The sequence below is a fragment of the Gammaproteobacteria bacterium genome (genome assembly GCA_032250735.1).
GTDB lineage: Bacteria > Pseudomonadota > Gammaproteobacteria > SZUA-152 > SZUA-152 > SZUA-152.
The window spans coordinates 124,589-146,957 of sequence record JAVVEP010000005.1 but is presented as its reverse complement, the minus strand read 5'-3'; the positions used below and the strand labels follow the sequence as shown (position 1 = coordinate 146,957).

Below are 22,369 nucleotides of genomic sequence, written 5' to 3'. Positions count from 1 at the left end.
TCGGTTTATACAAACAGATACAGCAGCAGTGCGCCCAGGGCCAGGCGATAGATCACAAACGGCAGCATGCCGATGCGCTCCAGCAGTTGCAGAAACACGTGGATGCAGAGATAGGCGGCGATCGCCGAGGTGACCGTGCCGATGATGATTGCCCGCCAGTCCACCAGCGCCGGATCCTGCACCAGGTCAATCATCAACAGGCCGCCCGCCAGGGTGATGACCGGGATCGACAGCAGAAAAGAGAACCGGGCGGCGGCCTGGCGCGACAGCCCCAGCATCAGGCCGGCGGTCATGGTCACGCCGGAGCGGGAGGTGCCGGGGATCAGCGCCAGCGCCTGCGCCACGCCAATGATAAAGATGTCGCTGATGCGCAGGCTGTATTCATCGCGCTGGCCGCGACCCCTGGCATCCGCCCACCACAGCAGCAGACCAAAAAGGATCGTGGTCGCGGCGATCACCAGCTCCGAGCGCAGATGACCCTCGATAAGGCCCTTCAGCAACAGCCCGGCCAGCCCCACCGGCACCGTGCCCCACAACACCGCCCAGGCCAGCCGGCTGTTGACCGTATTCCTGCGGGTCCGCAGCGAGCCCAGCCAGTCCCGCGCCATCGGCACCAGCTCGCGGCGAAAATACAGTACCACCGCACTCAGGGTGCCCACGTGCACGGCCACATCGAAGGCCAGGCCCTGATCCTCCCAACCCAGCAGACGCGGCAACAGGATCAGGTGGGCCGAGCTGGAGATCGGCAGAAACTCGGTGAAGCCCTGTAACAGGGCGAGAAGAATCGCGTTCAGTGCGTCCATGTGCGGTTACTTTTTCCCGTTATGTTTGTGGTTATTTTTATCGGTTTTTGTCCGGCTTTCATGCCCGTCTAGACGGCGATCTTTTCCGCCACCAGCCGCGCCATCTGGCCGTTTTTCAGGGCGGTCTTTTCCACCACCCGAAAGCCGGTGTTCTCCAGCATGAAGGCCAGGTCATCGATACTGAAGCGATTGTGTTCGATGAAATGGATAAACAGGTCTTCCAGTTCATCGACCTTCGTTTGCCGGTCAAACACCGCCAGCTCGGTGTTTTGCAGATACTGCGCCAGGGGTGCGCGCACCCAGTCCAGCACATAGAAGATACCGCCGGGCTTCAGGCAGCGCTGCACCTCCTGCAGGGCGCGCACCGGCTGATGCATCTCGTGCAGCACCACCGAGGCCACCGCCGCATCGACACTGGCATCGGCTAACGGCAAATGGGGGTCATGCAGATCCGCCTCGATGATCTCACAGTTGTCCGGCAGGTCCTTGGTGGCATTCAGCATATATTCCGCACACTCGACGCCGATGGCCCTGATGTGCGGATGACGCTGCGCCACCTCCCGGAGAAACAGCGCCGGGCCGGTACCCAGATCGAGAATTAGCGGCTGCGCCGACAGGATCGGCTCAACCCGTTCGGCCCACACCGCCCAGAAATCATCATTAAACCGTCCGGCATGGGTATCTTTCATCGTCTGCACAAAGGCCTCGCCATCGCGATGATGTTTGGCCAGCATGGCCTGGGTCTGCTGTATCTTTTCGCTCATAATTTCATCTCCATAATTTCTAACTCAAAGCTGATGACGCAGATCCTGCAGGGCAAAGCCCCGCAGGGGATGGTCATAATTCCGGCTCAGGGCGATCACCTTGAAGCGCTCCCCCATCTCCCCGGGCAGGGTCAGGCGGCGGATCTGCTGCGCCTGGAGGATCTGCTGTCGTTCATTGTGTTCTGCGGTGGGGTCCTCGGAGCGCTGCGCCAGTTCCGCCAGCCCGCAGCCGAGTAGGAACAGCCCCTGGGTATTATACCCGCGCACCTCCAGCCCGGCCGCCACGGCGGCCTCGGCGATGGCGGTGAAGTCCACGTGGGCGGTGATGTCCTGCAGGCCGGGATAGACGAAGGGGTCGTCGTGGGCGCGATGCCGGTAGTGACACATCAGGGTGCCGCGACTGCGCTGCGGATGGTAATACTCATGGCGGGGGAAGCCGTAGTCGATGAGCAGCACCACACCGGCCGCCAGCCGCTCGGCGAGCGCCTCGACCCAGGCGCCGGCCGCCAGGTTCACTTCCGATTCATAGCCGTCGGGCAGGCCGCTGAGCTGGTCCAGCAGCGCGAGAGGCAGCTGTTGTTGTAGCACCGGCGCGGGTGCCAAGTCGTCACTGCGCCACTGAAAACGGCCCTGCTCAAAACCGACCCAGCGTTCCCGCAGGCCCGCCTCGCCCATGCCCCGCTTGTGCACCCGGAAGCAGTGCACGGGCAGCGCATCCAGCAGCTCGTTGGCCACCACCACCCCGCGAAAGCCCGACGCCGGCAGGGCGTTCAGCCACTGCACCCGGGGCAGCAGGTGGGGCACCCGTTCGCTGAGGGTCTGGTGTTGGCGGGCCTGCAGATCGGCGCTCAGCTCCAGGATGCTGTAGCGAGCCGGCAGGACGCCCAGGGTCTCCAGCTCGGCCAGCATGTCGGCGGCCATGCAGCCGGTGCCGCCACCGACCTCCAGCACCTCGCCACTGCCGGTCGCCTTCCCTGTTGGTTCCAGCGCCGTCAGCACCTCCGCCACCTGTTGCGCCAGGGCCCGCGAGAACAGCGGGGAGATCTCCGGGGCGGTGACAAAATCCCCCTGCTCGCCAAACTTGCTGGCCCCCGCCGAGTAATAGCCCAGCCCCGGCGCGAACAGCGCCAGCTCCATGTAACGGGCAAAGCTGATGCCACCACCCGCCGCGGCGATCTCGTCGGTGATCAGGCTGATGAGCCTTTCGCTGTGGGCCTGCGCCTCGGCATCGGGCGTGGGTAGCTGCAACAGGCTTTCGGGAGGACGTACGGGTGACATGACGAATCGACGCTCGGGTCAGGCCGGCATTGGACTATCGTCACCAATGGCGGGCAATAAATACAGAGTTACGTTACAGTGTGAGCACCCGTGTGGCGGGTGACTCGACCACCGGCGATTATTCGCTGACAGACTGGAAACAACGGCTTGAAGGATACCACACAACCCACTGACGACACGCCTGCCGCCGCCCCAGGGAGCCTGCAGGATCGTGTGATCCTGATCACCGGCGGCGTGCATCGCATCGGCGCCGTGATCGCCCGCACCCTGCATAAAGAGGGCGCGCGACTGGTGCTGCACTATCGCGCCTCGCGCAGCGCCGCCCAGGCCCTGCAGAAAGAGCTCAACGCCCTGCGCGCCGATTCCGTGGTGCTGGTGCGCGCCGACCTGCTGGACCAGGCCGCGCTGCCCGCGGTGATCGGCGATGCCCTCGCCACCTGGGGGCGGCTTGACGTGCTGATCAATAACGCCTCCAGCTTTTATCCCACCCCGCTGGGCTCGGTGAGCGAGACCGAATGGGACGACCTCATCGGCACCAATCTCAAGGCACCCTTCTTTCTGTCCCAGGCGGCGGCGCCGCACATCAAGCAGCAGCGCGGCTGCATTGTTAACATCGCCGACATCCATGCCGAGCGACCGCTGAAACGCTTTCCGGTCTATAGTATCGCCAAGGCCGGGCTGGTGATGCTGACCAAGTCGCTGGCCTGCGAGCTGGGCCCCGAGGTGCGCGTCAACGCCATCGCCCCCGGCGCCATCCTCTGGCCGGAACGGGAGCTTGATGAGGTCACCCAGCAACGCATCGTCTCGCGCACCTTCCTCAAGCGCCAGGGCAGCCCGCGCGACATTGCCCGCGCCGCGCTGTTCCTGATCCGCGATGCCGACTACACCAGCGGCCAGGTCATCACCGTCGATGGCGGCCGTTCACTCAACAGCTAGCCGGTAGCGAGGTCAGCATGAAACCCTACGCCGAATCCTGCGAGCAGAACAAGCACGCCATCCTGGCGGTGTTACGTCAGGAGCTGATGCACGCCCGGGAGCTGCTGGAGATCGGCAGCGGCACCGGCCAGCATGCAGTCTTTTTCGCCGTCGAGCTGCCCCACCTGCGCTGGCAGACCAGCGATGTGCGCGCACACCACGCCGGCATCGAGGCCTGGATCAGCGAACAGGGGCCGGACAATGTGCTCCCCCCGCTGGCGCTGGACGTGGCCACCGATCCCTGGCCCGACACCGACTACGACGCCGTGTTCAGCGCCAACACCGTGCACATCATGGGCTGGCCGGAGGTGGAAAGGCTATTTGCGGGTATCGGGCGGATATTGCGTCCGGGCGGGCGCTTCTGCCTCTACGGGCCATTCAACGTCGACGGCAGATTCACCTCGCCCAGCAATGCCGCATTCGAGCGCTGGCTGAAGTCGCGGGATGCCAGGAGCGGGATTCGGGACAAGGCCGAGCTGGATACGCTGGCGGCGCAGGCCGGACTCGAGCGCGCGGCCGATTACACCATGCCGGCCAACAACAATATTCTGGTGTGGGTGAAAGCCGGAGACTGAGACCGGACGCCCGTGAACATACCGGCCGACTGCGGTTGTTGTTATTTTTCCTGCCCAGGAGACTGTCGGGCATAGGGAGAACCGTCAAGAATAGTGTGTCCGCTTTAGTATCAAAAAGTCATTCACAGGGAATCTGGTTACTTCTGCAATGCAGCGTTTGCGGACCTTGGCGTTTTGTAACAACAAACGAGTAAATTTCCCGGTAGCAGACATTCAAGAACGTTTAGCATAAACGGTCGCCGTTTTTTGACGGCCCGAGTGAGTGATAGCGAACGATTTGATGCGTTTGTTAGGCATTTTACCAGCTCACCTTCCTGGGGTCTGTGACCTCAAGGAATTCACTTGAAAGCTTTTTAAGCAACTCTTGATCAGCTAAATTCTCTCCTCGTATAGCCAGCAGCTGTAAAGTGGCTTTTGATCTGCTGTGACTATCAAATAGTAGTGACATTTGTTTGTCTCTATTTATTACTATTCTGTAAAGTAGAGTATAGGCTTCTTCTGGTTTTGAATTTTTGTCTTTTATGATTTCATTGAATTCTTCTAATGCACGACTGCAAAAAAGCTTAATTGCTTTTTCTTTTATTTCTTTGAATATTTTCCAGTCTGATTCTTTCATTAGCTTTTTTGCGACTACCGTCGTCGTAAGACCGCCAGTTACCCGGCGGCCCCGACACAGATCCGGACGTGCGGAATTACCGCATCCGGCTCCTCAATCAAATTATTCGCCCGTGCAAGCACGACCCTAGTACCAATCCACTACTACGTGGGTACGCCTCCAGACGCGCAGAGGTTGAATACCGAAGTAATCCAACGCTGCTTGAGTCCTGCCCAGTTGTAGCTGTGACGTTGACTCCTGCGATTCAACCACTTATAGAGACTCCTGACAACATGGCCGTAGAGTCGCAAGGGGTCTGGGGTCATTGCTTGACTTTGGAGGGTCTGGGGTCATTGCTTGGAGGGTCTGGGGTCATTGCTTGACTTTGCACTCATCTGAAATGGAGGGTCTGCAGGGTCTGGGGTCATTGCTTGACTTTACACATCCACAATTCAGTATTTCAGAGGAGTGTAAAGTCAAGTGACCCCACTCCCGTCACTCATCGAGCAACCGGCAGAGTTAGCGTAAAACAAGACCCTTTACCGAACTCGCTCTCCACATCGATATCGCCCCCCATCAGTCGCGAAAGGCGCCGGCTGATGGCTAGACCAAGTCCCGTTCCGCCGTATTGATGGGTAATTGACGCGTCGGCTTGGGAGAAGGTTTCGAACAGGCGGCCCATCTGTTCTCGGGTCATGCCGATGCCGGTATCGAAAACGCAAAAACAGATGTGATCATCGAGGCGCTCGACCTCAAGACGGACTCTGCCCTGTTGCGTGAATTTGGCGCTGTTGCCGAGCAGATTGAGCAGTGTCTGTCGCAGGCGCATGGCATCGGCCTTGATATCTCCAATGTCGACGGGACAGTGGATTTCCAGACGATTATTGTTTTTTTCCACCAACGGGAGGGTCGTTGCGGCGACGCTGGCGATGAGCGTGCCAACTTCGACATCAGCTTCGACGAGTTCGAACTTACCCGCCTCGATTTTGGAGATGTCAAGAATGTCGTTGATCAGCGCCAACAGATGTTTGCCCGCGTTGGCGATTTTATCCAGGTCTTCCACGGCGCCCAGATAACCCTCGGCCTCCATGTCTTCCTTGAGTATTTCGCTGTAGCCCAAGATGGCATTGAGCGGCGTGCGCAACTCGTGGCTCATGCTGGCGAGAAACGCGCTCTTGGCGTGATTGGCCTGTTGCGATTGTTCTTTTGATACTTCGAGTTCTACTGTGCGATCCCGCACGAGTTTTTCAAGATTGTCGTGGTGTTTTTTGAGTTCATCTTCCACGCGTTTGCGTTCGCTCACGTCGCGTAGGCTCCCGATGAACACAGGCTGTTCCTTCTGTTCCATGTAGGTGACGGCAAGTTCGGCGGGAAAGACCGTGCCGTCCTTGCGCATCACCGGGACTTCACGGATGGTGCCCATAATTCGCGATGTGCGGCTTTGTTTAAACTGTTGCATGTTGCCATCGTGCTCCTCGGCGAGGTGCGCGGGCATAAGCATATTGATACTGCGTCCCAGAACTTCGGCACGAGTATAGCCGGTCATGCGCTCGGCGGCGGGATTGAAGATTTCGATAATACCGTAGGCATTGATGGAGATAATCCCATCCAGAACGTGTTCGAGTACGGTGCGCAGGTACGTCTCTTGGTTACGTGCGCCCTCTGTGCCGTGACATGCGGTGTTGGCCAAGTAGTAAGGACATTTAGCGGGTTGCATGGAAAACACAGATAATTCCTCATTGTTATTGTTATACAATCCATGTGGGTATCGGCCTGGTTTTTATTTTTCTTAAATTCCTTTTTGGGTAGGCACCTCATAAGCAATTTAGGGTCAGGATTCGGGTAGAGTAGCATCGACAGGGGGTCATCATCGACAGGGGGTCATTGCTTGACTTTACACTCCTCTGAAATGCTGAATTGTGGATGTGCAAAGTCAGGCAATGACCCCAATCCCCTGCAAGTATGATCAGTCTTTGACTTCTAACGCGGCGGTAGAAAAACCGGTGAATTCATGGAGCGGTCATTTTATGGTTTCGTCCACACTCTCTCTGCCATAACCAGCTCATCCTCAATCCGACACACCCTTGGCCTTCAGCGCGATGATCGCCGCGCGCACCTGATCCACATCGATCTCCACCGGCGACTCCTCGTTCACCAGCTCAAACAGGGGGATCAGCCTCTCCAGCAGGGTCGGCAGGTGCGGTATCAGCCGCTGCAGGTTGCCGTGACGGATCATGGAGACGGCCTCGTCCAGTTGCGGGCAGAGCATATCCACCCCCACAGCCGGCTCGCTGTGCTGTTTGTCGGCCGCACAGAATCGATTGCGGCCGGCATTTTTCGCCAGGTACAGGCGCTCGTCGGCGGCCGCCAGCAGGGTATCCAGGGCATCGCCATCCTGCGGCTGCAGGGCAATGCCGATGCTGATGGTGACCGGGATGTGGTTGCCCTCGAACTGCAGATCCAGCGATTCCACCGCCTTGCGCAGGCGCTCGGCGAGCACAATGGCCGCCAGCCGGTTGGTGTAGGGCGAACTGACCACAAACTCCTCGCCACCGATGCGCGCCACGGTATCCTCGGCGCGCACGGCCTTGCTCAGGGCCTGGGCCACCTGCACCAGTACGTAATCGCCAGCGGCGTGACCGAAGGTATCGTTGGTGTGCTTGAAGTGGTCGATGTCCATCATCAGCACCGCAAAATATTCCTTTTGCCGGCGCATCAGCGACAGTTCCTTGTCGGCGACATGGGTAAAAAAGCGCCGGTTGGCCAGCCGGGTCAGCATGTCGGTGTTGGCCTGCTCGCGCAGTGAGCGCTGACTCTCTTCCAGTTCGCGAATCGTTACCGCCAGCTTTCGGTGGGCGCGCAGGCGGGCCAGCAGCTCGACGCGATCGCTGGTCTTGGTGACGAAATCATTGACCCCCGCCTGGAAGGCCTTTTCCCGCACGTCGGTATCGTCACCTCCGGTGACCATGATCACCGGCACGTTGCGGATCCGCGACACCACGCTCTCCCGCATGCGCTTGACCAGCCCCAGACCATCCAGTTTTGGCATCGACAGATCGGTGATCACCACCTCGATGCGCTCATCGCTGCTGAGAAATTCCCAGGCCTCCTCGCCATCCACCGCCTCGACGGACCTGAATTCATCCTGCAACGCACGGCTCAGGGACAGGCGAATGGTGGGGGAATCGTCGACAATGAGGATCAACGGCCTGGCGCTGCCGGTGATTTCGCTAAAGCTGTTGGTATCGGGGCTGTGGTTAGTGCTGTCGGTCATTGCGGCGGTCGGTTTCAGGGTTTCCCAGGCGGTGATCGGCCTGGCGCGAAATGCGAGTCAGGCTACCATTTGAAAACTATCGGCCGCAGCGGCTGATTTCTTTTGTCGAATCGCGCCCACATGCTGGCGAAATCCTCGCCACTCTCGGGATGGCGCAGGGTCGGCGCCAGCTCGGCCAGCGGCCACAACACAAAGGCATAACGGGGAATCTCGTCACGCGGCAGGTGATAGTTTTCGGTGGCGATGACCGCGTCGCCATACAGCAGCAGGTCCAGATCCAGGGTCCGCGCCGCAAAGCGCTCGCCGCTACGCAGGCGCCCCTGCCGATCCTCGATGGCCGCCAGGGTGGCGACCACCTGGTCGACGCTGTCGTCGGTATCAAACGCCGCGACCAGGTTATAAAAGGCGTCGCCGTCGAAACCCACCGCCTCGCTTTCGTACACGGACGACAGCTGTACATCGCCATAGGCCTGCTGCAACTCGGCCACCCCGGCCCGCACGCTGCGCTCGCGATCGATATTACTGCCGATGCCGACAAACACCCTGGGCATGATTAACGCCGCTCGCCAGACCCGGCTGCCCGTTCGATAATCACCCCCACATCTCCGGCATAACGCACCGCGCCCTTTTTATTCACCCGCACCCGCACCCAGCCGACACCGAATTCCTTGATTACGATCTCCGCCACGCGCTCGGCCAGGGTCTCGACTAACTGAAACTGGCCATCCCCTACAAACTCGATCAGCCGCTTGGCCACGGCCTTGTAGTTAAGGGTGTCTTCGATGGCATCGGTGCGCGCGGCGGCAGGAATGTCCGCACTCATATCCAGATCGAGAATGATTGACTGCTTTTCCTTGCGCTCCCAGTCGTAGATGCCGATGATGGTTTCGATGGTGAGGTCGTGCAGAAAAATGATATCCATAATAATGGCTCAGCGGACTCCGGCAGAGGTGAAACAGTGACTGGATGCAATATCGCAATTGTGGCGAACTATACCGCGTTGCCTAAAGCCAGACCAGCAAGCGCCTTTTTCCTCATGACGCATTCTCATAAACGCACAGCGACTTACCCAATAAAGTGAGCGATAATGCCGGCATGCTCGACTACCTCCTGATCTTCGCCGCCTACCTCGCCGGCTCCCTCTCCGCCGCCATCATCAGCTGCCGGCTGATGGGCCTGCCCGATCCGCGCACCCAGGGCTCGCGCAACCCCGGCGCCACCAACGTATTACGCGTGGGCGGCAAGAAGGCCGCGGCTATCACCCTGGCGGGGGACGCCCTCAAGGGCGTGGTCCCGGTGCTGGTCGCGCAACTGCTGTCCGCTCCGCCACTGATCCTGGCGCTGGTCGCGCTGGCCGCCTTCCTCGGCCACCTGTATCCCGTCTTTTTTGGTTTTCGCGGCGGCAAGGGCGTCGCCACCGCCGGCGGTGTGTTGATCGCCCTGGCCTGGCCGGTCGGTCTGGCGGTGCTGGCTAGCTGGCTGGTGATGGCCAAACTATTCAACATTTCATCGCTGTCGGCGATCGTCGCCGCTACGCTCGCGCCCCTGTATATGTGGCTGCTTGCACCACAGCCCGAGTTCATCGCCGTCTCAGCGCTGATCAGTGTCATGCTGTTGTGGCGACACCGTTCCAATATCCGCAACCTGCTGGCCGGGACCGAGGGTACGATTCGCTAGCAGGCAAAGGCTGGAAAAATTTCTCCACCCTCCGACCGCTCAGAGCCTGTGAAAAAATCGACGGCCGTAGCAGGTCGGCGATTTTTTCACAGGCTCTCACTCTTCCCTCCTCCTTTCACTGACCATTAACCACGCTAAAGCCCTGCCTGCTACGCGCCGATAACCTGAATGTAAGGAGGTGCGTATGCGTGACATCGAGCTACAACCCACATCCACCGCTCACTGGCATGAACTGGTGTGCGAAGCGGAACACAGGTCCCATCGTCATCTGGGGGAAGAGGTTCAGAGCTATCTGGTTTTCCTGCTACAGCGATTCTTGTGCAAACCAGAAATAGCGGCTCGCATTCTGGCCCTGGATTATCTCAACGGGATTCGCAGCTCCGGTCACCGGCAGATCGAAAAGCTGCGCGAGGTCGGTGATATCTGTCTTTTGTACGCCGGCTTTTTTCCGCAACAGGCGCGCGCGCGACTGGTCAACAGCAACTACTTTATCGATCTCGGCATCGGTGCCTATTATCAGCTCCATCACAATACGCCACACCATCAGGGCCATCTGTATGAACACCTGTACGAGAGCTTTGTGCCGGCGATGGATGTATTGCAGAGCATAAGACAGCTGGGCGATGAACAGCCTTTGTATGACGCCTTGACCGCCTATGAACTATGGGAACACACGGGCAGCAGCCAGGCGGAAAATCGACTACAGCAGGTCACCCAGGCCACGCCAATCAAGGGCAGCGGGCGACAGCGTCACTAGACAGACAGTTTACCGATCCAGCCTTGCCGCGATCGCCTGCGCATCCCGCGCCAGATCGGCGGCATCCATCCTGTGCAGCAGTTGCGCATATTCCACCCGTCGTCCCAGCTTGAGCCGGGTCAGAAAAAAACACACCCGACGCAGAAACACCAGCACCACCACCATCATCACGCTGGTGATCACCTCAAACCAGATCAGTGAACTGGTGACCGAGTCCACCAGGGCGCCATAGGTGAAAAAATACACCACCAAAATGACGCCGATCAGGATGCCGATGCTGACCATAAAATTTTCATGGGTTTTCTTGATCTGCACAATCGCGTCGAGGGTATCTTGTGAGGACATAGCATCGCCTTAGTGGACTACGAAGCCGAGATTCTAGCAAATACCGCTGCGCACGGCGCTATGCCTGTCACCATCATCCCCCTTATAGCGCTCATAGACAGCATCAAAACAGGACCGTGGCGGCCAATTCAGCTATAATCGCCGCCCCTGGCCAGTCAACACTGCACAGCAGCCGGCCAACATATACCCTTAACCGGTTGCAGCCCGAAGCAAATCACCCTAACCCGAAAGCACCCACTCTCCATGACCAAGCAACGCAAAGCCATTTCCCTGATCTCCGGTGGCCTCGATTCCATGTTGGCCACCAGGGTTATGCTCGACCAGGGCATCCATGTGGAGGGGATCAATTTTTTCACCGGTTTCTGCGTGGAGGGTCACACCCACGCCATTCGCAAGAAGGACAGCACCCGGCCGAAGCGCAACAATTCACTGTGGGTGGCGGAAACGCTGGGCATCAAACTACACATCATTGATGTCATCGAAGAGTACAAGGATGTGGTGATCAATCCCGCCCACGGCTACGGCGCCAATCTGAATCCCTGCCTGGACTGCAAGTGTTTCATGGTGAAAAAGGCCTATCAGTGGATTCAGGAAAACGACTTCGACTTTATCATCACCGGCGAGGTGGTCGGCCAGCGGCCGATGTCGCAACGCCGCGATACCATGCCGGTGATCCAGCGCGAGTCCGGTGCAGAAGATCGGCTGCTACGCCCGCTATGCGCCAGGATCCTGCCCGAGACCCTGCCAGAGCGTGAGGGCTGGGTGGATCGCGAAAAGCTGTACGGTTTCAACGGCCGCGGCCGCAAGCCCCAGATCGCGCTGGCCCATGAAATGGGCATCGAAGACTTTGCCCAGCCCGCCGGCGGCTGTTGCTTCCTCACCGATGTCGCCTATTCCAGCAAACTGGCCGATCTGTGGGAGAGCCGTGGCGAACGGCGCTATGAGATCGACGACATCATGCTGCTCAAGGTCGGCCGACATCTGCGCCCGCGGCCTAACTTCAAGCTGATCATCAGTCGCGAAGAGGGTGAAAACCGCTTTATGGAAGGCTATCGCAAACAATTCACCCACCTGGTTCCGCTCAGCCACCCGGGGCCGCTGGTGCTGCTGGATGGCAGCGCCAGTCCGGACGACCTGCACATCGCCGCGCGGCTCGCCGCCCGTTTCAGCCAGGGCAAACACGCCGCTGCGGTGCGCATGGCGGTACATATAAAAGACGGAGACATGCACGAACTGGACGTCCCACCCTATCGCAACGATGAGATCCCCGTGGAGTGGTACCTGTGAGTCACCATACACTCGATGCACGCAATCTGCTGTGCCCCATGCCGGTGATCCGCACCCAGAACCTGGTACTCACCCTGTCCCCCGGCGATACCGTGGATGTCAGCTGCACCGACCCCGGTGCACTCTGCGACATCCCGGCCTGGTGTCGGATCAACGGCCATGAAATCGTGGAGGCCCGCGTGCTGGACCCGGCCACCAATGAGATCCTGATCACCGTGCGCGTCGGTAAGCGCTGAGACGGCGATGGCACACCATCACCCCCACCCACCCCGCACGCCCGCCCCCGGCGAACTGAATGGTGCGCGTTACCAGGAGACCCGCAAGGTCACCCTGATCGGCTCGGCCATCGACTTCATCCTCGGCGTTGCCAAGATCGTGGTGGGTTATATCGGCAATTCGCAGGCCCTGATCGCCGACGGCATCCACTCATTTTCCGATCTGCTCACCGATGGCCTGGTGCTGCTGGCGGTCAAGCACGGCAGCCGGGAGGCGGACGAAAAACACCCCTACGGCCACGGCCGCATCGAGACCCTCGCCACGGTGATCCTGGGCGGCGCGCTGATCGCCGTGGCCATCGGCATTGGCTACGATGCCACGCTGCGACTGCTGAACCCCGACCTGTTGCCGCACCCCGGCTGGCTGGCCCTGAGCGTGGCCTGTATTTCAGTGATCGCCAAGGAGGGTATCTACCACTACACCCTGCGCACCGCCGAAAAATTCAATTCCAACCTGCTGCGCGCCAACGCCTGGCATAGCCGCTCCGATGCCATTTCCTCGGTGATCGTGGTGGTCGGCGTACTGGGCAGCATGGGTGGCCTGTATTATCTCGACGCCGTGGCCGCCATCGGCGTTGGCCTGATGGTGGCGAAGATTGGCATGGACCTGGCCTGGCACAGCGTGCAGGAACTGATCGACACCGCCATGGAACCCGAGCAGATCCAGCAGATCGAGAGCGCCATCCGTTCGGTGGACGGCGTGCAGGCCCTGCACATGCTGCGCACCCGCCGGGTGGGGAGTGACGGCATGGTGGACGTGCATATCCTGGTCAATCCGCGGATCAGCGTGTCCGAAGGCCACCGCATTAGCGACACCGTGCGCGCCCAGATCATCCGCAGCGTGGCCGACGTCACCGACGTAACGGTGCACATCGACCCCGAGGACGATGAAAAGGCGGCGCCAAGCAGCGGCCTGCCACTGCGGCACGAGGTCCTGGCCCTGCTACAACAACGCTGGCAGGGGCTGGCTGCCGCCCAACATCTTGAAGATACTATGCTTCACTATCTAGACGGCAAAATTCATGTCGAGGTACTATTGCCGATTGCTGATGTAAGGGACGCGGCCGAGGCGCAATCCATCACCGAGGAACTCAACCGTCTCGCCCAGCAAGAAGAATGTATCGCTGACGTCCAGGTGCACTTCCACTAAGCACACGACTTTGCACTTGCGTGTCTATGGAGCCCCTGCTCATACCGATAAAATGGCCATAAACCCATACCAAAGCGCACCATTACTGTGCACAAAAGGTCAGAAAGCAACATATTGGTGCGATTCCGGGAGGGGAGTCACACCAGCAGGCTGATTAAAACGTACTAGCTATTTGTTTTTATTGATCAAATCACCCATGGCACAGATCCTGCAAATTTCCATGCCATTCGGTTGCTACAAACAGATTCCCTGTCCGTCGTGCAACACTGGGCTGACAGAAAATGCGCCGCAAAACGGTTCGACTATTTAATCATTACTTTAAAACATTACTTTTAACACCAGGAGAGTTCGACAATGTCCGCACAAGCCGTTCTTAAGATGATCGCAGATAACGAGGCGAAGTTCGTTGACTTCCGCTTCACCGATACCCACGGCAAGGAGCAGCATGTCACCGTTCCTTCTCATACAGTGGATGAAGATGTCTTCACCGAAGGCAAAATGTTCGATGGTTCCTCCATCGAGGGCTGGAAGGGCATCAACGAATCCGACATGATTCTCATGCCTGACACCTCTACCGCCGTAATGGATCTGTTCTCTGACGAAGCCATGCTGATCGTCACCTGCGACATCGTCGAGCCGGCGACCGGTCAAGGCTACGAGCGCGATCCTCGCTCCGTTGCCAACCGCGCCGAGGCCTACCTGAAGAGCACCGGGATCGCCGACGCCGCCTACTTCGGTCCTGAGCCCGAATTCTTCATTTTCGACGACGTCCGCTGGGGCGCCGACATGAGCGGCTGCTTTGTAAAGATCGACTCCGAAGAAGCTTCCTGGAACTCCGAAAAAGTCTACCCAGACGGCAACATCGGACACCGTCCGGGTGTCAAGGGCGGTTATTTCCCCGTACCACCGGTTGATAGCCTGCACGATATCCGTGCCGCCATGTGTCTGGCCATGGAAGAAATGGGTGTTCCCGTTGAAGTCCATCACCATGAAGTGGCGACGGCCGGCCAGTGCGAAATCGGCACCAAATTCAGCACCCTGACCCAACGTGCCGACTGGGTGCAGATCCAGAAATATTGCACCCACAACGTGGCCCACGCCTACGGCAAAACCGTTACCTTCATGCCTAAGCCCATCGTCGGCGACAACGGTTCCGGTATGCACGTGCACATGTCCCTGTTCAAGGGCGGCAACAATCTGTTTAGCGGTGACGGCTACGGTGGCCTGAGCGAAACTGCCTTGTTCTTCATCGGCGGCATCATCAAGCATGCCCGTGCGCTGAACGCCTTCACCAACCCTTCAACCAATTCTTACAAGCGTCTGGTGCCTGGCTTCGAAGCCCCGGTGATGCTGGCCTACTCCGCCCGCAACCGCTCTGCCTCGATTCGTATTCCCTTCATCAGCAATCCTAAGGGTCGCCGCATCGAGGTCCGTTTCCCGGACCCGACCGCCAATCCCTACCTGGCCTTTGCTGCCATGATGATGGCCGGCCTGGACGGCATCCAGAACAAGATCCATCCCGGCGAAGCCATGGACAAGGATCTGTACGACCTGCCCGCAGAAGAAGCCTTGGCCATTCCGACCGTGTGCCATGCCCTCGACCAGGCTCTGGATATGCTGAACGAAGACCGCGCCTTCCTCACCGCGGGTGGCGTGTTCACCGACGACATGATCGATGCCTACATCAAGCTGAAGATGGCCGATGTCACACGCATCCGCATGACCACTCATCCGGTCGAGTTCGATATGTATTACTCCTGCTAAACGGCAGATAAAAGCGCAAAAGGGGAAAGAGCAAAGGGGCGGTGCCCCGGCTCTTTCCCCTTTTTTTTGCCCGCAGTTAATCTTCCATTTCCCCCTTTTATCTTTCCCCTTTTTGACCCTTTCCGCTAGAGTAAGGGTATGCGCAAATTATTTATCCTGCTTTTCCTGTTCAGCACTGCCGCCAGCGCGGAGGTCTACAAACAGGTCAACCCCGATGGCAGCGTAACCTTCACCGATGCCCCCAGGGAAGGAGACGCAACACCCGTGCCCCTGCCACCTGCGAACACCTTCCGGCCACCCGCACCACCCCCCATGAGCAGCAGCCCCAGATCAAGGAAGGCCGACATCGGGGCCTACACCGGTATCAGTATCACCAGCCCGGCCAACGAGACGACACTGCGCGACAATGCGGGGAATCTCGCCGTTGCCGCCAGTGTCACGCCCGGCCTTCAGGCAGGCCATAAAATGGTGCTGATGGACAACGGCAAGGTACAGGCCGAATCGACCTCGGGCAGCTTCTCGCTCAGCAATCTTGACCGTGGCGCCCATCGCCTCACCGTGCAGGTGCAGGATGACTCGGGCAAGGTCCTCCTCTCCTCCGAACCGGTGACCGTTTACCTGCATCGACACTCCATCCGGCATTAATCCCACCCTGTCCCGACCTGTGCCTGCACCCTTTTCTAGCCGCTTCCTGCCGATGGGAGGAAGGCAACGCACCCAGCCAGACAGGCCGCACTAAATTGGTGCAGACCCACTCCGGATAGGCTATCTTTACAAATGGCAGCCGCCTCTCTGGCGGCCCGCAGCAGGTAGCCGTCCATATGCAAACCTCTGATAAATACCATTTTTTTAAATGCCCCGCAAAAAAATTAGCCCATTTTCCGGAATTCCTCCATTCTGGTTTGGTTCTTGCAGAGCGTTAATCCATGCAACCCACGCGGCCCAAAACCAAGCCTGGCACCCCCGAACTGCACCAGCGCATTCTGGACAATCTGACCCATGCGGTGTTGCTGTTTGATGCCAATCTGCGCCTGGACTACATCAATCCGGCGGGGGAAATGTTATTCACGGTCAGCGCCAAACGGCTGCTGCGTCAGCGTGCATCCGTCTTGCTGCCCACCAATAGCCACCTGCTGGAGGCCATTGAAAGGGGGCTGGAAAGCGGCCACCCCTTCACCGAGCACGAGGTGCAGATCACCCTTCCCGGTCATCGCGAGCTGACGGTGGATTGCACCATCACGCCACTGGCCTCGGCCAATGAGGGCGCCAGCCTGCTGGTGGAGCTACAACAGCTGGATCGACAGCTGCGCATCTCTCGCGAGGGCCAGCAACTGGCCCAGCAGGAGACCCTGCGCTCACTGGTGCGCGGTCTGGCGCACGAGATCAAGAATCCACTGGGTGGCCTGCGCGGTGCGGCCCAGTTACTGGAACGCGAGCTACCGGATCCGGAGCTGAAGGAATACACCAATATCATCATTGGCGAGGCCGACCGGCTACGCAATCTGGTCAACCGCCTACTGGGGCCCAATACCCTGCCCCACAAGGAACGGATCAATATTCACCAGGTGCTGGAACACGTGCGGCAGCTGATCAACATCGAAAAGCCGGGCGACATCAGTTTTGTGACCGACTATGACCCCAGCATCCCGGAGATCCTGGCGGATCGTGACCAGCTGGTGCAGGCGGTGCTGAATATCGTCGGCAACGCCGTGCAGGCCATCGGCGACCGCGGCGAGATCATCCTGCGCACCCGCACCCTGCGCCAGTTCACCATCGGCCAGACCCGCCACAAACTGGCCTGTCAGGTAGAGATCATCGACAACGGTCCAGGCATCCCGGCGGAGATGATGGAGAGCATCTTTTATCCCATGGTCACCGGCCGCGCCGACGGCACCGGGCTGGGGCTCTCTATCGCCCAGTCGCTGATCACCCAGCACGGCGGCTTGATTCAGTGCGAAAGCCGACCCGGCCGCACCCGTTTCCGCCTGCTACTACCCCTGGATAACGACTTACCCGCTACCCCCTCCGACTCTGTGAGACCAAATGCATGACCGACACACGCCATATCTGGGTTATCGACGACGACCATTCCATCCGCTGGGTGCTGGAGCGCGCCCTCAAGCAGGCCGGCATGGGCGTCCAGACCTTCGACAATGCCGACGGCATTCTCGAGCTGCTGGAAAAGGGGCGACCCGACGCCATCGTCTCCGACGTGCGCATGCCCGGCATCGACGGCCTACAACTGCTGGAACTGCTCGGCCAGCGTTATCCCGAGCTGCCGGTGATTATCATGACCGCCCACTCGGACCTGGACAGCGCCGTCTCCGCCTATCAGGGGGGGGCCTTCGAGTACCTGCCCAAGCCCTTTGACGTGGACGAGGCCATCGAGCTGGTCAACCGCGCTATTCAGCACAGTCGCGCCCAGCCCGGCAGCCACGCCGCCGCGAGCCCGGACAAGGCCCCGGATATCATCGGCGAGGCCGCCTCCATGCAGGAGGTGTTTCGGGCCATCGGCCGACTGGCGCGCTCCAAGATCACCGTGCTCATCACCGGCGAATCCGGTACCGGTAAGGAGTTGGTGGCCCACGCCCTGCACCGCCACAGCCCCCGCGCCGACAAGCCCTTCATTGCGCTCAACACCGCGGCCATCCCCCGCGACCTGCTGGAATCCGAGTTGTTCGGGCACGAACGGGGGGCCTTCACCGGCGCCCAGAGTGCCCGCAGCGGCCGCTTCGAACAGGCCGATGGCGGCACCCTGTTCCTCGACGAGATCGGCGACATGCCTGCGGAACTTCAGACCCGCCTGCTGCGAGTGCTGGCCGACGGCGAGTTTTACCGCGTCGGTGGCCACACCCCCACCAAGGTCGATGTGCGCATCGTGGCCGCCACCCACCAGAATCTGGAACAGCGCGTCAAGGACGGCCAGTTCCGAGAAGACCTGTTCCACCGCCTCAATGTAATTCGGGTACACATGCCGCCGCTGCGCGACCGCCAGGAGGACATCCCCCTGTTGGCCCGGCACTTTCTCGCCGAGGCAGCCAAAGAACTCAATATGGAGGCCAAGCAGCTGGATGCCGAGACCAGCGCCTATCTGGCCCAGCAGGAATGGCCCGGCAACGTGCGTGAACTGGAAAACATCTGTCGCTGGCTCACCGTGATGTCGCCGGGCAAGACCATCCACATGGACGACCTGCCCGCCGAGTTGAAAAAGACACCTCAGCCCCGCGACGGCAATGAAAACTGGGAGCACAGCCTGCGACGCTGGGCGGACGCCCGTCTGAGTCAGGGCGAGGCATCCCTGCTGGACGATGCCGTGCCCCGCTTTGAACGCATCATGATTGAGACCGCCCTCAAACACACCGCCGGCCGTCGTCAGGATGCGGCGAAATTGCTGGGCTGGGGGCGCAACACGCTGACCCGCAAGATCAAGGACCTGGGCATGGAGGAGTCGACGCCGGACGTCGCCTAGCCCGCAGTGCACCGCAGGCGGTGGTGAAGGTGTTTTTCAGCCCAACGCAAAACGTCATCCCCACCGACACCCTGTGAGTACCGGCGCCGGGATGACGTCTGTTTGAATTGCTGTTTTTACCCGTAGCGTGGTTACGCGCCGGGTATTGGCCGATTAACTGGCGATCGACCCCACACAGGCCACCGCCTCGTCCACCTTCCGGGTCGGCACCGTGCACAGGGCATTGGAATAGGTCGGCACCACATAGGTCGCACCGGAATGCTGCACCTGCACACCATCCGCCACCGCCACCACACTACCCAGCATCCCCGCCGCCAGATCGCTCACCGTCGGCATCGCGCCGTGAGTCATCAGAAGATCGTGGGTATTTTTTGCCTTAACACTGTGCTCCCACAGCGAATCGTCCTTGGCCTGCTGGGCGGCGTTCACATAACTGGGCACCGCAACGGCCCCCACCACGCCGATGAGGACCAGACCGATCATCAGCTCAATAAAGGTGAATCCGCCCGACTTTGAATAAGTGTTTGCATACGTGTTTGAAGAACTGTTCATCTCATCTCTCCCATGCCATGCGGAAGATCCGCACCTAACCCCAAACAGGGCCTCCACCCTGTTTAACGGCTTGTGGGTGGCGGGCATCAGGAAAAAGGTGAGAACTGTGACCGGCGTCACAGTATGGAGAGACGAAAATCGGCTTAACCGGGCGTCAGCACCGTAGGGCGCAATAACCGAAGGGCATTGCGCCGTATGAAATATCGCCCAAGGCAGAATCGTTTTGACTGGCCGGCGGGAAATGCCTCGCAGGGCAGATTTTTAGAGTTGCCCTGGCGTCACACATTGGCAGAGTATGTGCGAGTTTCCATAAAGGCACCTATGCGATTGTTTTTCCGGCTGGCCACATGCGGCGCAATGCCCTTCGGTTATTGCGCCCTACAGCACCACCGGCTCTTCGCGCAGGGCGGCGCCGATCGCGGCCAGACAGTGCGCCTGGTCGGCCATGGAAAGCGGGGGTTCGGCATCCACGATCTCGGCCAGATCCAGCTGGCGCACCGACAGCCCCAGGGCCTGATGTATGTATTCCGCCAGACCGGGCACCGGCTCCACCGTCGGCGCCAGCACCAGGGCGGCTACCGGGGGCTGGGCAAAATACCGGTCGTAATAATCCAGCGAACGCTGCACCTCCAGCACCAGGCTATCAAAGGCGGCATTGCTCTCCAGGCTTAGCCCCGAATCGCCGGTGGCGCCCTGATTGAGGTAGCGATAACCGATATCCAGGGTGCGGGCAAAATACAGGGTCGACTGACGGGCGACCACCACCACCCCGCGGTCACGGGTGAGATACACCATGGCCACGCCGGCCTCGTTTTCCGGCAGGCGGGCGGTGATGTTGCGCAGCACCAGCTCCGGGATGTCGATGGTGGTAAGGTTCACATCCGCCTCCTGCAACTGGTCCACCCGCTCGCGCACGGTGGAAGTCCGCGAGACCACTACATACAGTTTATTGAGCTGGCCATGGGCCCCGCTGGCGGGGGCATCAAACACATCGATAATGGCGTCGTCGACATGAAAGTCGATCAGGTCCTTGACCTGCCAGCGTACCGCAGCACGCAACTCGGCCGGCGGCACGTCCGGGGCGTCGACGCTGAGCACCGCGTATTCGCCCAGACCCATGACCGTGGTGCAGTCGTATTTTTTCAGGCCAAACTGTTTGGCCTTCCGGGCCAGCAACACCTCATGCCCGACGCCCTCTTCCCAGGGGGAAAAATCGCACAGTTGCAGACGGGGCCGGTCGGCATCATGACTGATGGCGGCGACGGTGAGACCCGCCTCGCCCGGCACGATGGCGACGATCGATTGCTTGTGGTTTTTTCCCAGCAGCGAAAACATAGACTCATTCCTTTTGTAGTACCTGGTTGTAGTACCTTTATGTAATACCTGAAGCCACGTCTTCAGGCGTAATCAGTCAGGCATGTACTGGACGACTATTTGTCGTTGTGTCCTCGGGCTGCCTGAGGTGCCACCCGCCTTGCCGGTGCTGGTGATGGTGTACAGGGTTTTACCACCGGCGTAAGGGATGCTCGCAACGCTCACATCAAACCAGGCGCGATTGGCCACCACCATCTGTCCCGTGCTCGAGGCGCCGCCGTTATAGACGCTCCATTCCACCCCGCTCTCCGCGGCGTACAGCGCCTGTGCGGAATACCAGTCATCGATGGTCTCCTCCGAGCCCAGCACCAGCAGCTGGGTCATCAGCCCACCCAACGCGGCCAGCGCGGTGATCACAAAAATCGCCGCGATCAGGGCGGCGCCGGTCTGGCGAACCGGGCCAGTCTTATTATGTAGCGGCATCGTCCGCGCAGGCTTTATCGGCCGGCTCATGGTGTGTTCCTCACCTGGATCTCGCGATACAGCCGGATGGGCTGCCCGGTGGTGGCATCGGTGAGTTGCAGGTCCACCCGCAGCACCCCAGTGGACTGCGGATTGCCCGGCGCATACACGAAGCTCACCGACGAGACGCCGTCCACCAGGGCCGGATCAGCACTACTCCAGTCCACGGCCCCGTCGTAATCGCTCAGGCCGCTGGCGCTGAACCAGCGCAGACGGTCGCCGCTCAGGCCGACCTCGATGGTCCTGTCGGCGATGGAAAAGTGCCGGCCGGGAGACTCCACTGCAAACTGGTGACTGCCAAAATTCAGGATCTGGCCATTGGCGGTACCGTCGTTGCCCGGCCCCACGGCGCTGGTCGCGGCAATCCCCGTGAGGGTCGTCGCCGTGTTGCCCGCCTGCAGGTCCGCGGGCGAGGTGTTGCCAATCACCAGCACCTCGTTGGCCGCGACAGTCAGTCCGGTGCCCACCACGTAGAGTTCGGTGAGGTTGGCGTTCTTGCGAAAGCGACGATTGATACGTGAAAACTCGGTGCCAAAATCATCAAAGCGTTCCACGTAACGCCCGCCCGCCCGGCTGCGTACAAACTCGATGCCCGTGCCGCCCGCCAACACCGACAGGCTGTTGGGCACGGCCTGATGCACCTCGCGCGCCAGGCGTTCCAGCGCCAGCCGGCCCTTGTCCACCAGACTGGCCCGCGCCTTGCTGTGGGTATAGGCCTGCATTGCCTTGCTGATAAAGGGGGTGAGGATCCCGGCGATGATGCCCAACAGAACGATCACCATGACCATCTCCACCAGGGTAAAACCGCCACTGTTGCTGCCTTTCTTAAAGCACTTAAAGGAGCACTTAAAGGGGTCACACTTAAGCTTCTTAAAGGGGTCAGACCCCTTATATCCACTTTGCGTCTTTTCATGCCCCGTTCTTTTAAAGGGGTCAGACCCCTTATAACCATAACCAGCCATCGTTCTTTTAAAGGGGTCAGACCCCTTATAA

The 22,369-nt window shown here is 59.8% G+C and carries 24 protein-coding genes; 11 read left to right on the top strand and 13 right to left on the bottom strand.

What is annotated here, in order from left to right; genetic code table 11:
- Window positions 1-5 precede the first annotated feature (5 nt).
- The 3 genes from RRB22_04940 to RRB22_04930 all read right to left on the bottom strand — a co-directional run bounded on the left by RRB22_04940 (window position 6) and on the right by RRB22_04930 (window position 2,845).
- Window positions 6-803: an undecaprenyl-diphosphate phosphatase gene (locus RRB22_04940; protein ID MDT8383742.1), complete on the bottom strand. Its 798-nt coding sequence runs from the start codon at window positions 801-803 to the stop codon at window positions 6-8.
- 68 nt (window positions 804-871) lie between these two features.
- Window positions 872-1,567 carry a methyltransferase domain-containing protein gene (locus tag RRB22_04935; protein ID MDT8383741.1) on the bottom strand — a complete coding sequence of 232 codons (696 nt, stop codon included), beginning with the start codon at window positions 1,565-1,567 and terminating at the stop codon, window positions 872-874.
- Window positions 1,568-1,591: 24 nt separating this feature from the next.
- Window positions 1,592-2,845: an SAM-dependent methyltransferase gene (locus tag RRB22_04930; GenBank protein ID MDT8383740.1), complete on the bottom strand. Its 1,254-nt coding sequence runs from the start codon at window positions 2,843-2,845 to the stop codon at window positions 1,592-1,594.
- Window positions 2,846-3,046: 201 nt separating this feature from the next.
- Here RRB22_04930 and RRB22_04925 point away from each other — a divergent pair, with 201 nt between their 5' ends.
- Both RRB22_04925 and RRB22_04920 read left to right on the top strand, forming a co-directional pair.
- Complete coding sequence (locus RRB22_04925) at window positions 3,047-3,781, top strand: pteridine reductase (protein MDT8383739.1); 735 nt, start codon at window positions 3,047-3,049, stop codon at window positions 3,779-3,781.
- A 17-nt stretch (window positions 3,782-3,798) separates the two neighbouring features.
- On the top strand, window positions 3,799-4,395 hold the full coding sequence (locus RRB22_04920) for a DUF938 domain-containing protein (GenBank protein MDT8383738.1): 597 nt from the start codon (window positions 3,799-3,801) through the stop codon (window positions 4,393-4,395).
- 298 nt (window positions 4,396-4,693) lie between these two features.
- Here RRB22_04920 and RRB22_04915 read toward each other — a convergent pair whose 3' ends face one another.
- The 5 genes from RRB22_04915 to folB form a co-directional block, all read right to left on the bottom strand.
- Entirely contained in the window at window positions 4,694-5,011 is a 318-nt protein-coding gene (locus RRB22_04915; protein ID MDT8383737.1) for a hypothetical protein, read from the bottom strand.
- A 478-nt stretch (window positions 5,012-5,489) separates the two neighbouring features.
- On the bottom strand, window positions 5,490-6,707 hold the full coding sequence (locus tag RRB22_04910; protein ID MDT8383736.1) for a PAS domain S-box protein: 1,218 nt from the start codon (window positions 6,705-6,707) through the stop codon (window positions 5,490-5,492).
- A gap of 351 nt (window positions 6,708-7,058) precedes the next feature.
- Window positions 7,059-8,264: a diguanylate cyclase gene (locus tag RRB22_04905; protein ID MDT8383735.1), complete on the bottom strand. Its 1,206-nt coding sequence runs from the start codon at window positions 8,262-8,264 to the stop codon at window positions 7,059-7,061.
- A gap of 62 nt (window positions 8,265-8,326) precedes the next feature.
- Window positions 8,327-8,815, bottom strand: a complete 489-nt coding sequence (gene folK / locus RRB22_04900; protein ID MDT8383734.1) for a 2-amino-4-hydroxy-6-hydroxymethyldihydropteridine diphosphokinase — start codon at window positions 8,813-8,815, stop codon at window positions 8,327-8,329.
- Between the two features lie 2 nt (window positions 8,816-8,817).
- Window positions 8,818-9,186, bottom strand: a complete 369-nt coding sequence (gene folB, locus RRB22_04895; protein MDT8383733.1) for a dihydroneopterin aldolase — start codon at window positions 9,184-9,186, stop codon at window positions 8,818-8,820.
- A 173-nt stretch (window positions 9,187-9,359) separates the two neighbouring features.
- Here folB and plsY point away from each other — a divergent pair, with 173 nt between their 5' ends.
- Window positions 9,360-9,941 (top strand): glycerol-3-phosphate 1-O-acyltransferase PlsY, encoded by a 582-nt coding sequence (gene plsY, locus RRB22_04890; protein ID MDT8383732.1) that lies wholly within the window; start codon window positions 9,360-9,362, stop codon window positions 9,939-9,941.
- Between the two features lie 184 nt (window positions 9,942-10,125).
- Window positions 10,126-10,698, top strand: a complete 573-nt coding sequence (locus RRB22_04885; GenBank protein MDT8383731.1) for a hypothetical protein — start codon at window positions 10,126-10,128, stop codon at window positions 10,696-10,698.
- Between the two features lie 9 nt (window positions 10,699-10,707).
- Here RRB22_04885 and RRB22_04880 read toward each other — a convergent pair whose 3' ends face one another.
- Complete coding sequence (locus tag RRB22_04880; protein ID MDT8383730.1) at window positions 10,708-11,043, bottom strand: hypothetical protein; 336 nt, start codon at window positions 11,041-11,043, stop codon at window positions 10,708-10,710.
- 243 nt (window positions 11,044-11,286) lie between these two features.
- Between RRB22_04880 and RRB22_04875 the strand changes: the two genes are divergently transcribed.
- From RRB22_04875 to ntrC, 7 genes are all read left to right on the top strand, one after another.
- A complete protein-coding gene (locus tag RRB22_04875) occupies window positions 11,287-12,330 on the top strand; it encodes a tRNA (5-methylaminomethyl-2-thiouridylate)-methyltransferase (protein ID MDT8383729.1) in 1,044 nt (347 codons plus the stop codon).
- Complete coding sequence (locus RRB22_04870) at window positions 12,327-12,566, top strand: sulfurtransferase TusA family protein (GenBank protein MDT8383728.1); 240 nt, start codon at window positions 12,327-12,329, stop codon at window positions 12,564-12,566. Before RRB22_04875 ends, RRB22_04870 begins: the two co-directional genes overlap by 4 nt.
- A gap of 7 nt (window positions 12,567-12,573) precedes the next feature.
- On the top strand, window positions 12,574-13,755 hold the full coding sequence (locus tag RRB22_04865; protein ID MDT8383727.1) for a cation diffusion facilitator family transporter: 1,182 nt from the start codon (window positions 12,574-12,576) through the stop codon (window positions 13,753-13,755).
- Window positions 13,756-14,109: 354 nt separating this feature from the next.
- Window positions 14,110-15,519 (top strand): glutamate--ammonia ligase, encoded by a 1,410-nt coding sequence (glnA, locus tag RRB22_04860; protein MDT8383726.1) that lies wholly within the window; start codon window positions 14,110-14,112, stop codon window positions 15,517-15,519.
- Between the two features lie 138 nt (window positions 15,520-15,657).
- The gene (locus RRB22_04855) at window positions 15,658-16,164 is read left to right on the top strand and encodes a DUF4124 domain-containing protein (protein ID MDT8383725.1); all 507 of its coding nucleotides are present in this window, start codon (window positions 15,658-15,660) and stop codon (window positions 16,162-16,164) included.
- Window positions 16,165-16,445: 281 nt separating this feature from the next.
- The gene (gene glnL, locus RRB22_04850; GenBank protein ID MDT8383724.1) at window positions 16,446-17,570 is read left to right on the top strand and encodes a nitrogen regulation protein NR(II); all 1,125 of its coding nucleotides are present in this window, start codon (window positions 16,446-16,448) and stop codon (window positions 17,568-17,570) included.
- Entirely contained in the window at window positions 17,567-18,988 is a 1,422-nt protein-coding gene (gene ntrC, locus RRB22_04845; GenBank protein MDT8383723.1) for a nitrogen regulation protein NR(I), read from the top strand. The genes glnL and ntrC overlap by 4 nt, the downstream gene beginning before the upstream one ends.
- Before the next feature lie 153 nt (window positions 18,989-19,141).
- Here ntrC and RRB22_04840 read toward each other — a convergent pair whose 3' ends face one another.
- The 4 genes from RRB22_04840 to RRB22_04825 form a co-directional block, all read right to left on the bottom strand.
- Window positions 19,142-19,540 (bottom strand): type II secretion system protein, encoded by a 399-nt coding sequence (locus RRB22_04840; GenBank protein ID MDT8383722.1) that lies wholly within the window; start codon window positions 19,538-19,540, stop codon window positions 19,142-19,144.
- Between the two features lie 378 nt (window positions 19,541-19,918).
- Window positions 19,919-20,875 (bottom strand): pilus assembly protein PilM, encoded by a 957-nt coding sequence (pilM, locus tag RRB22_04835; protein ID MDT8383721.1) that lies wholly within the window; start codon window positions 20,873-20,875, stop codon window positions 19,919-19,921.
- Window positions 20,876-20,947: 72 nt separating this feature from the next.
- The gene (locus RRB22_04830) at window positions 20,948-21,367 is read right to left on the bottom strand and encodes a hypothetical protein (protein MDT8383720.1); all 420 of its coding nucleotides are present in this window, start codon (window positions 21,365-21,367) and stop codon (window positions 20,948-20,950) included.
- A complete protein-coding gene (locus RRB22_04825) occupies window positions 21,364-22,338 on the bottom strand; it encodes a type II secretion system protein (GenBank protein ID MDT8383719.1) in 975 nt (324 codons plus the stop codon). Before RRB22_04825 ends, RRB22_04830 begins: the two co-directional genes overlap by 4 nt.
- Between the last annotated feature and the right edge of the window lie 31 nt (window positions 22,339-22,369).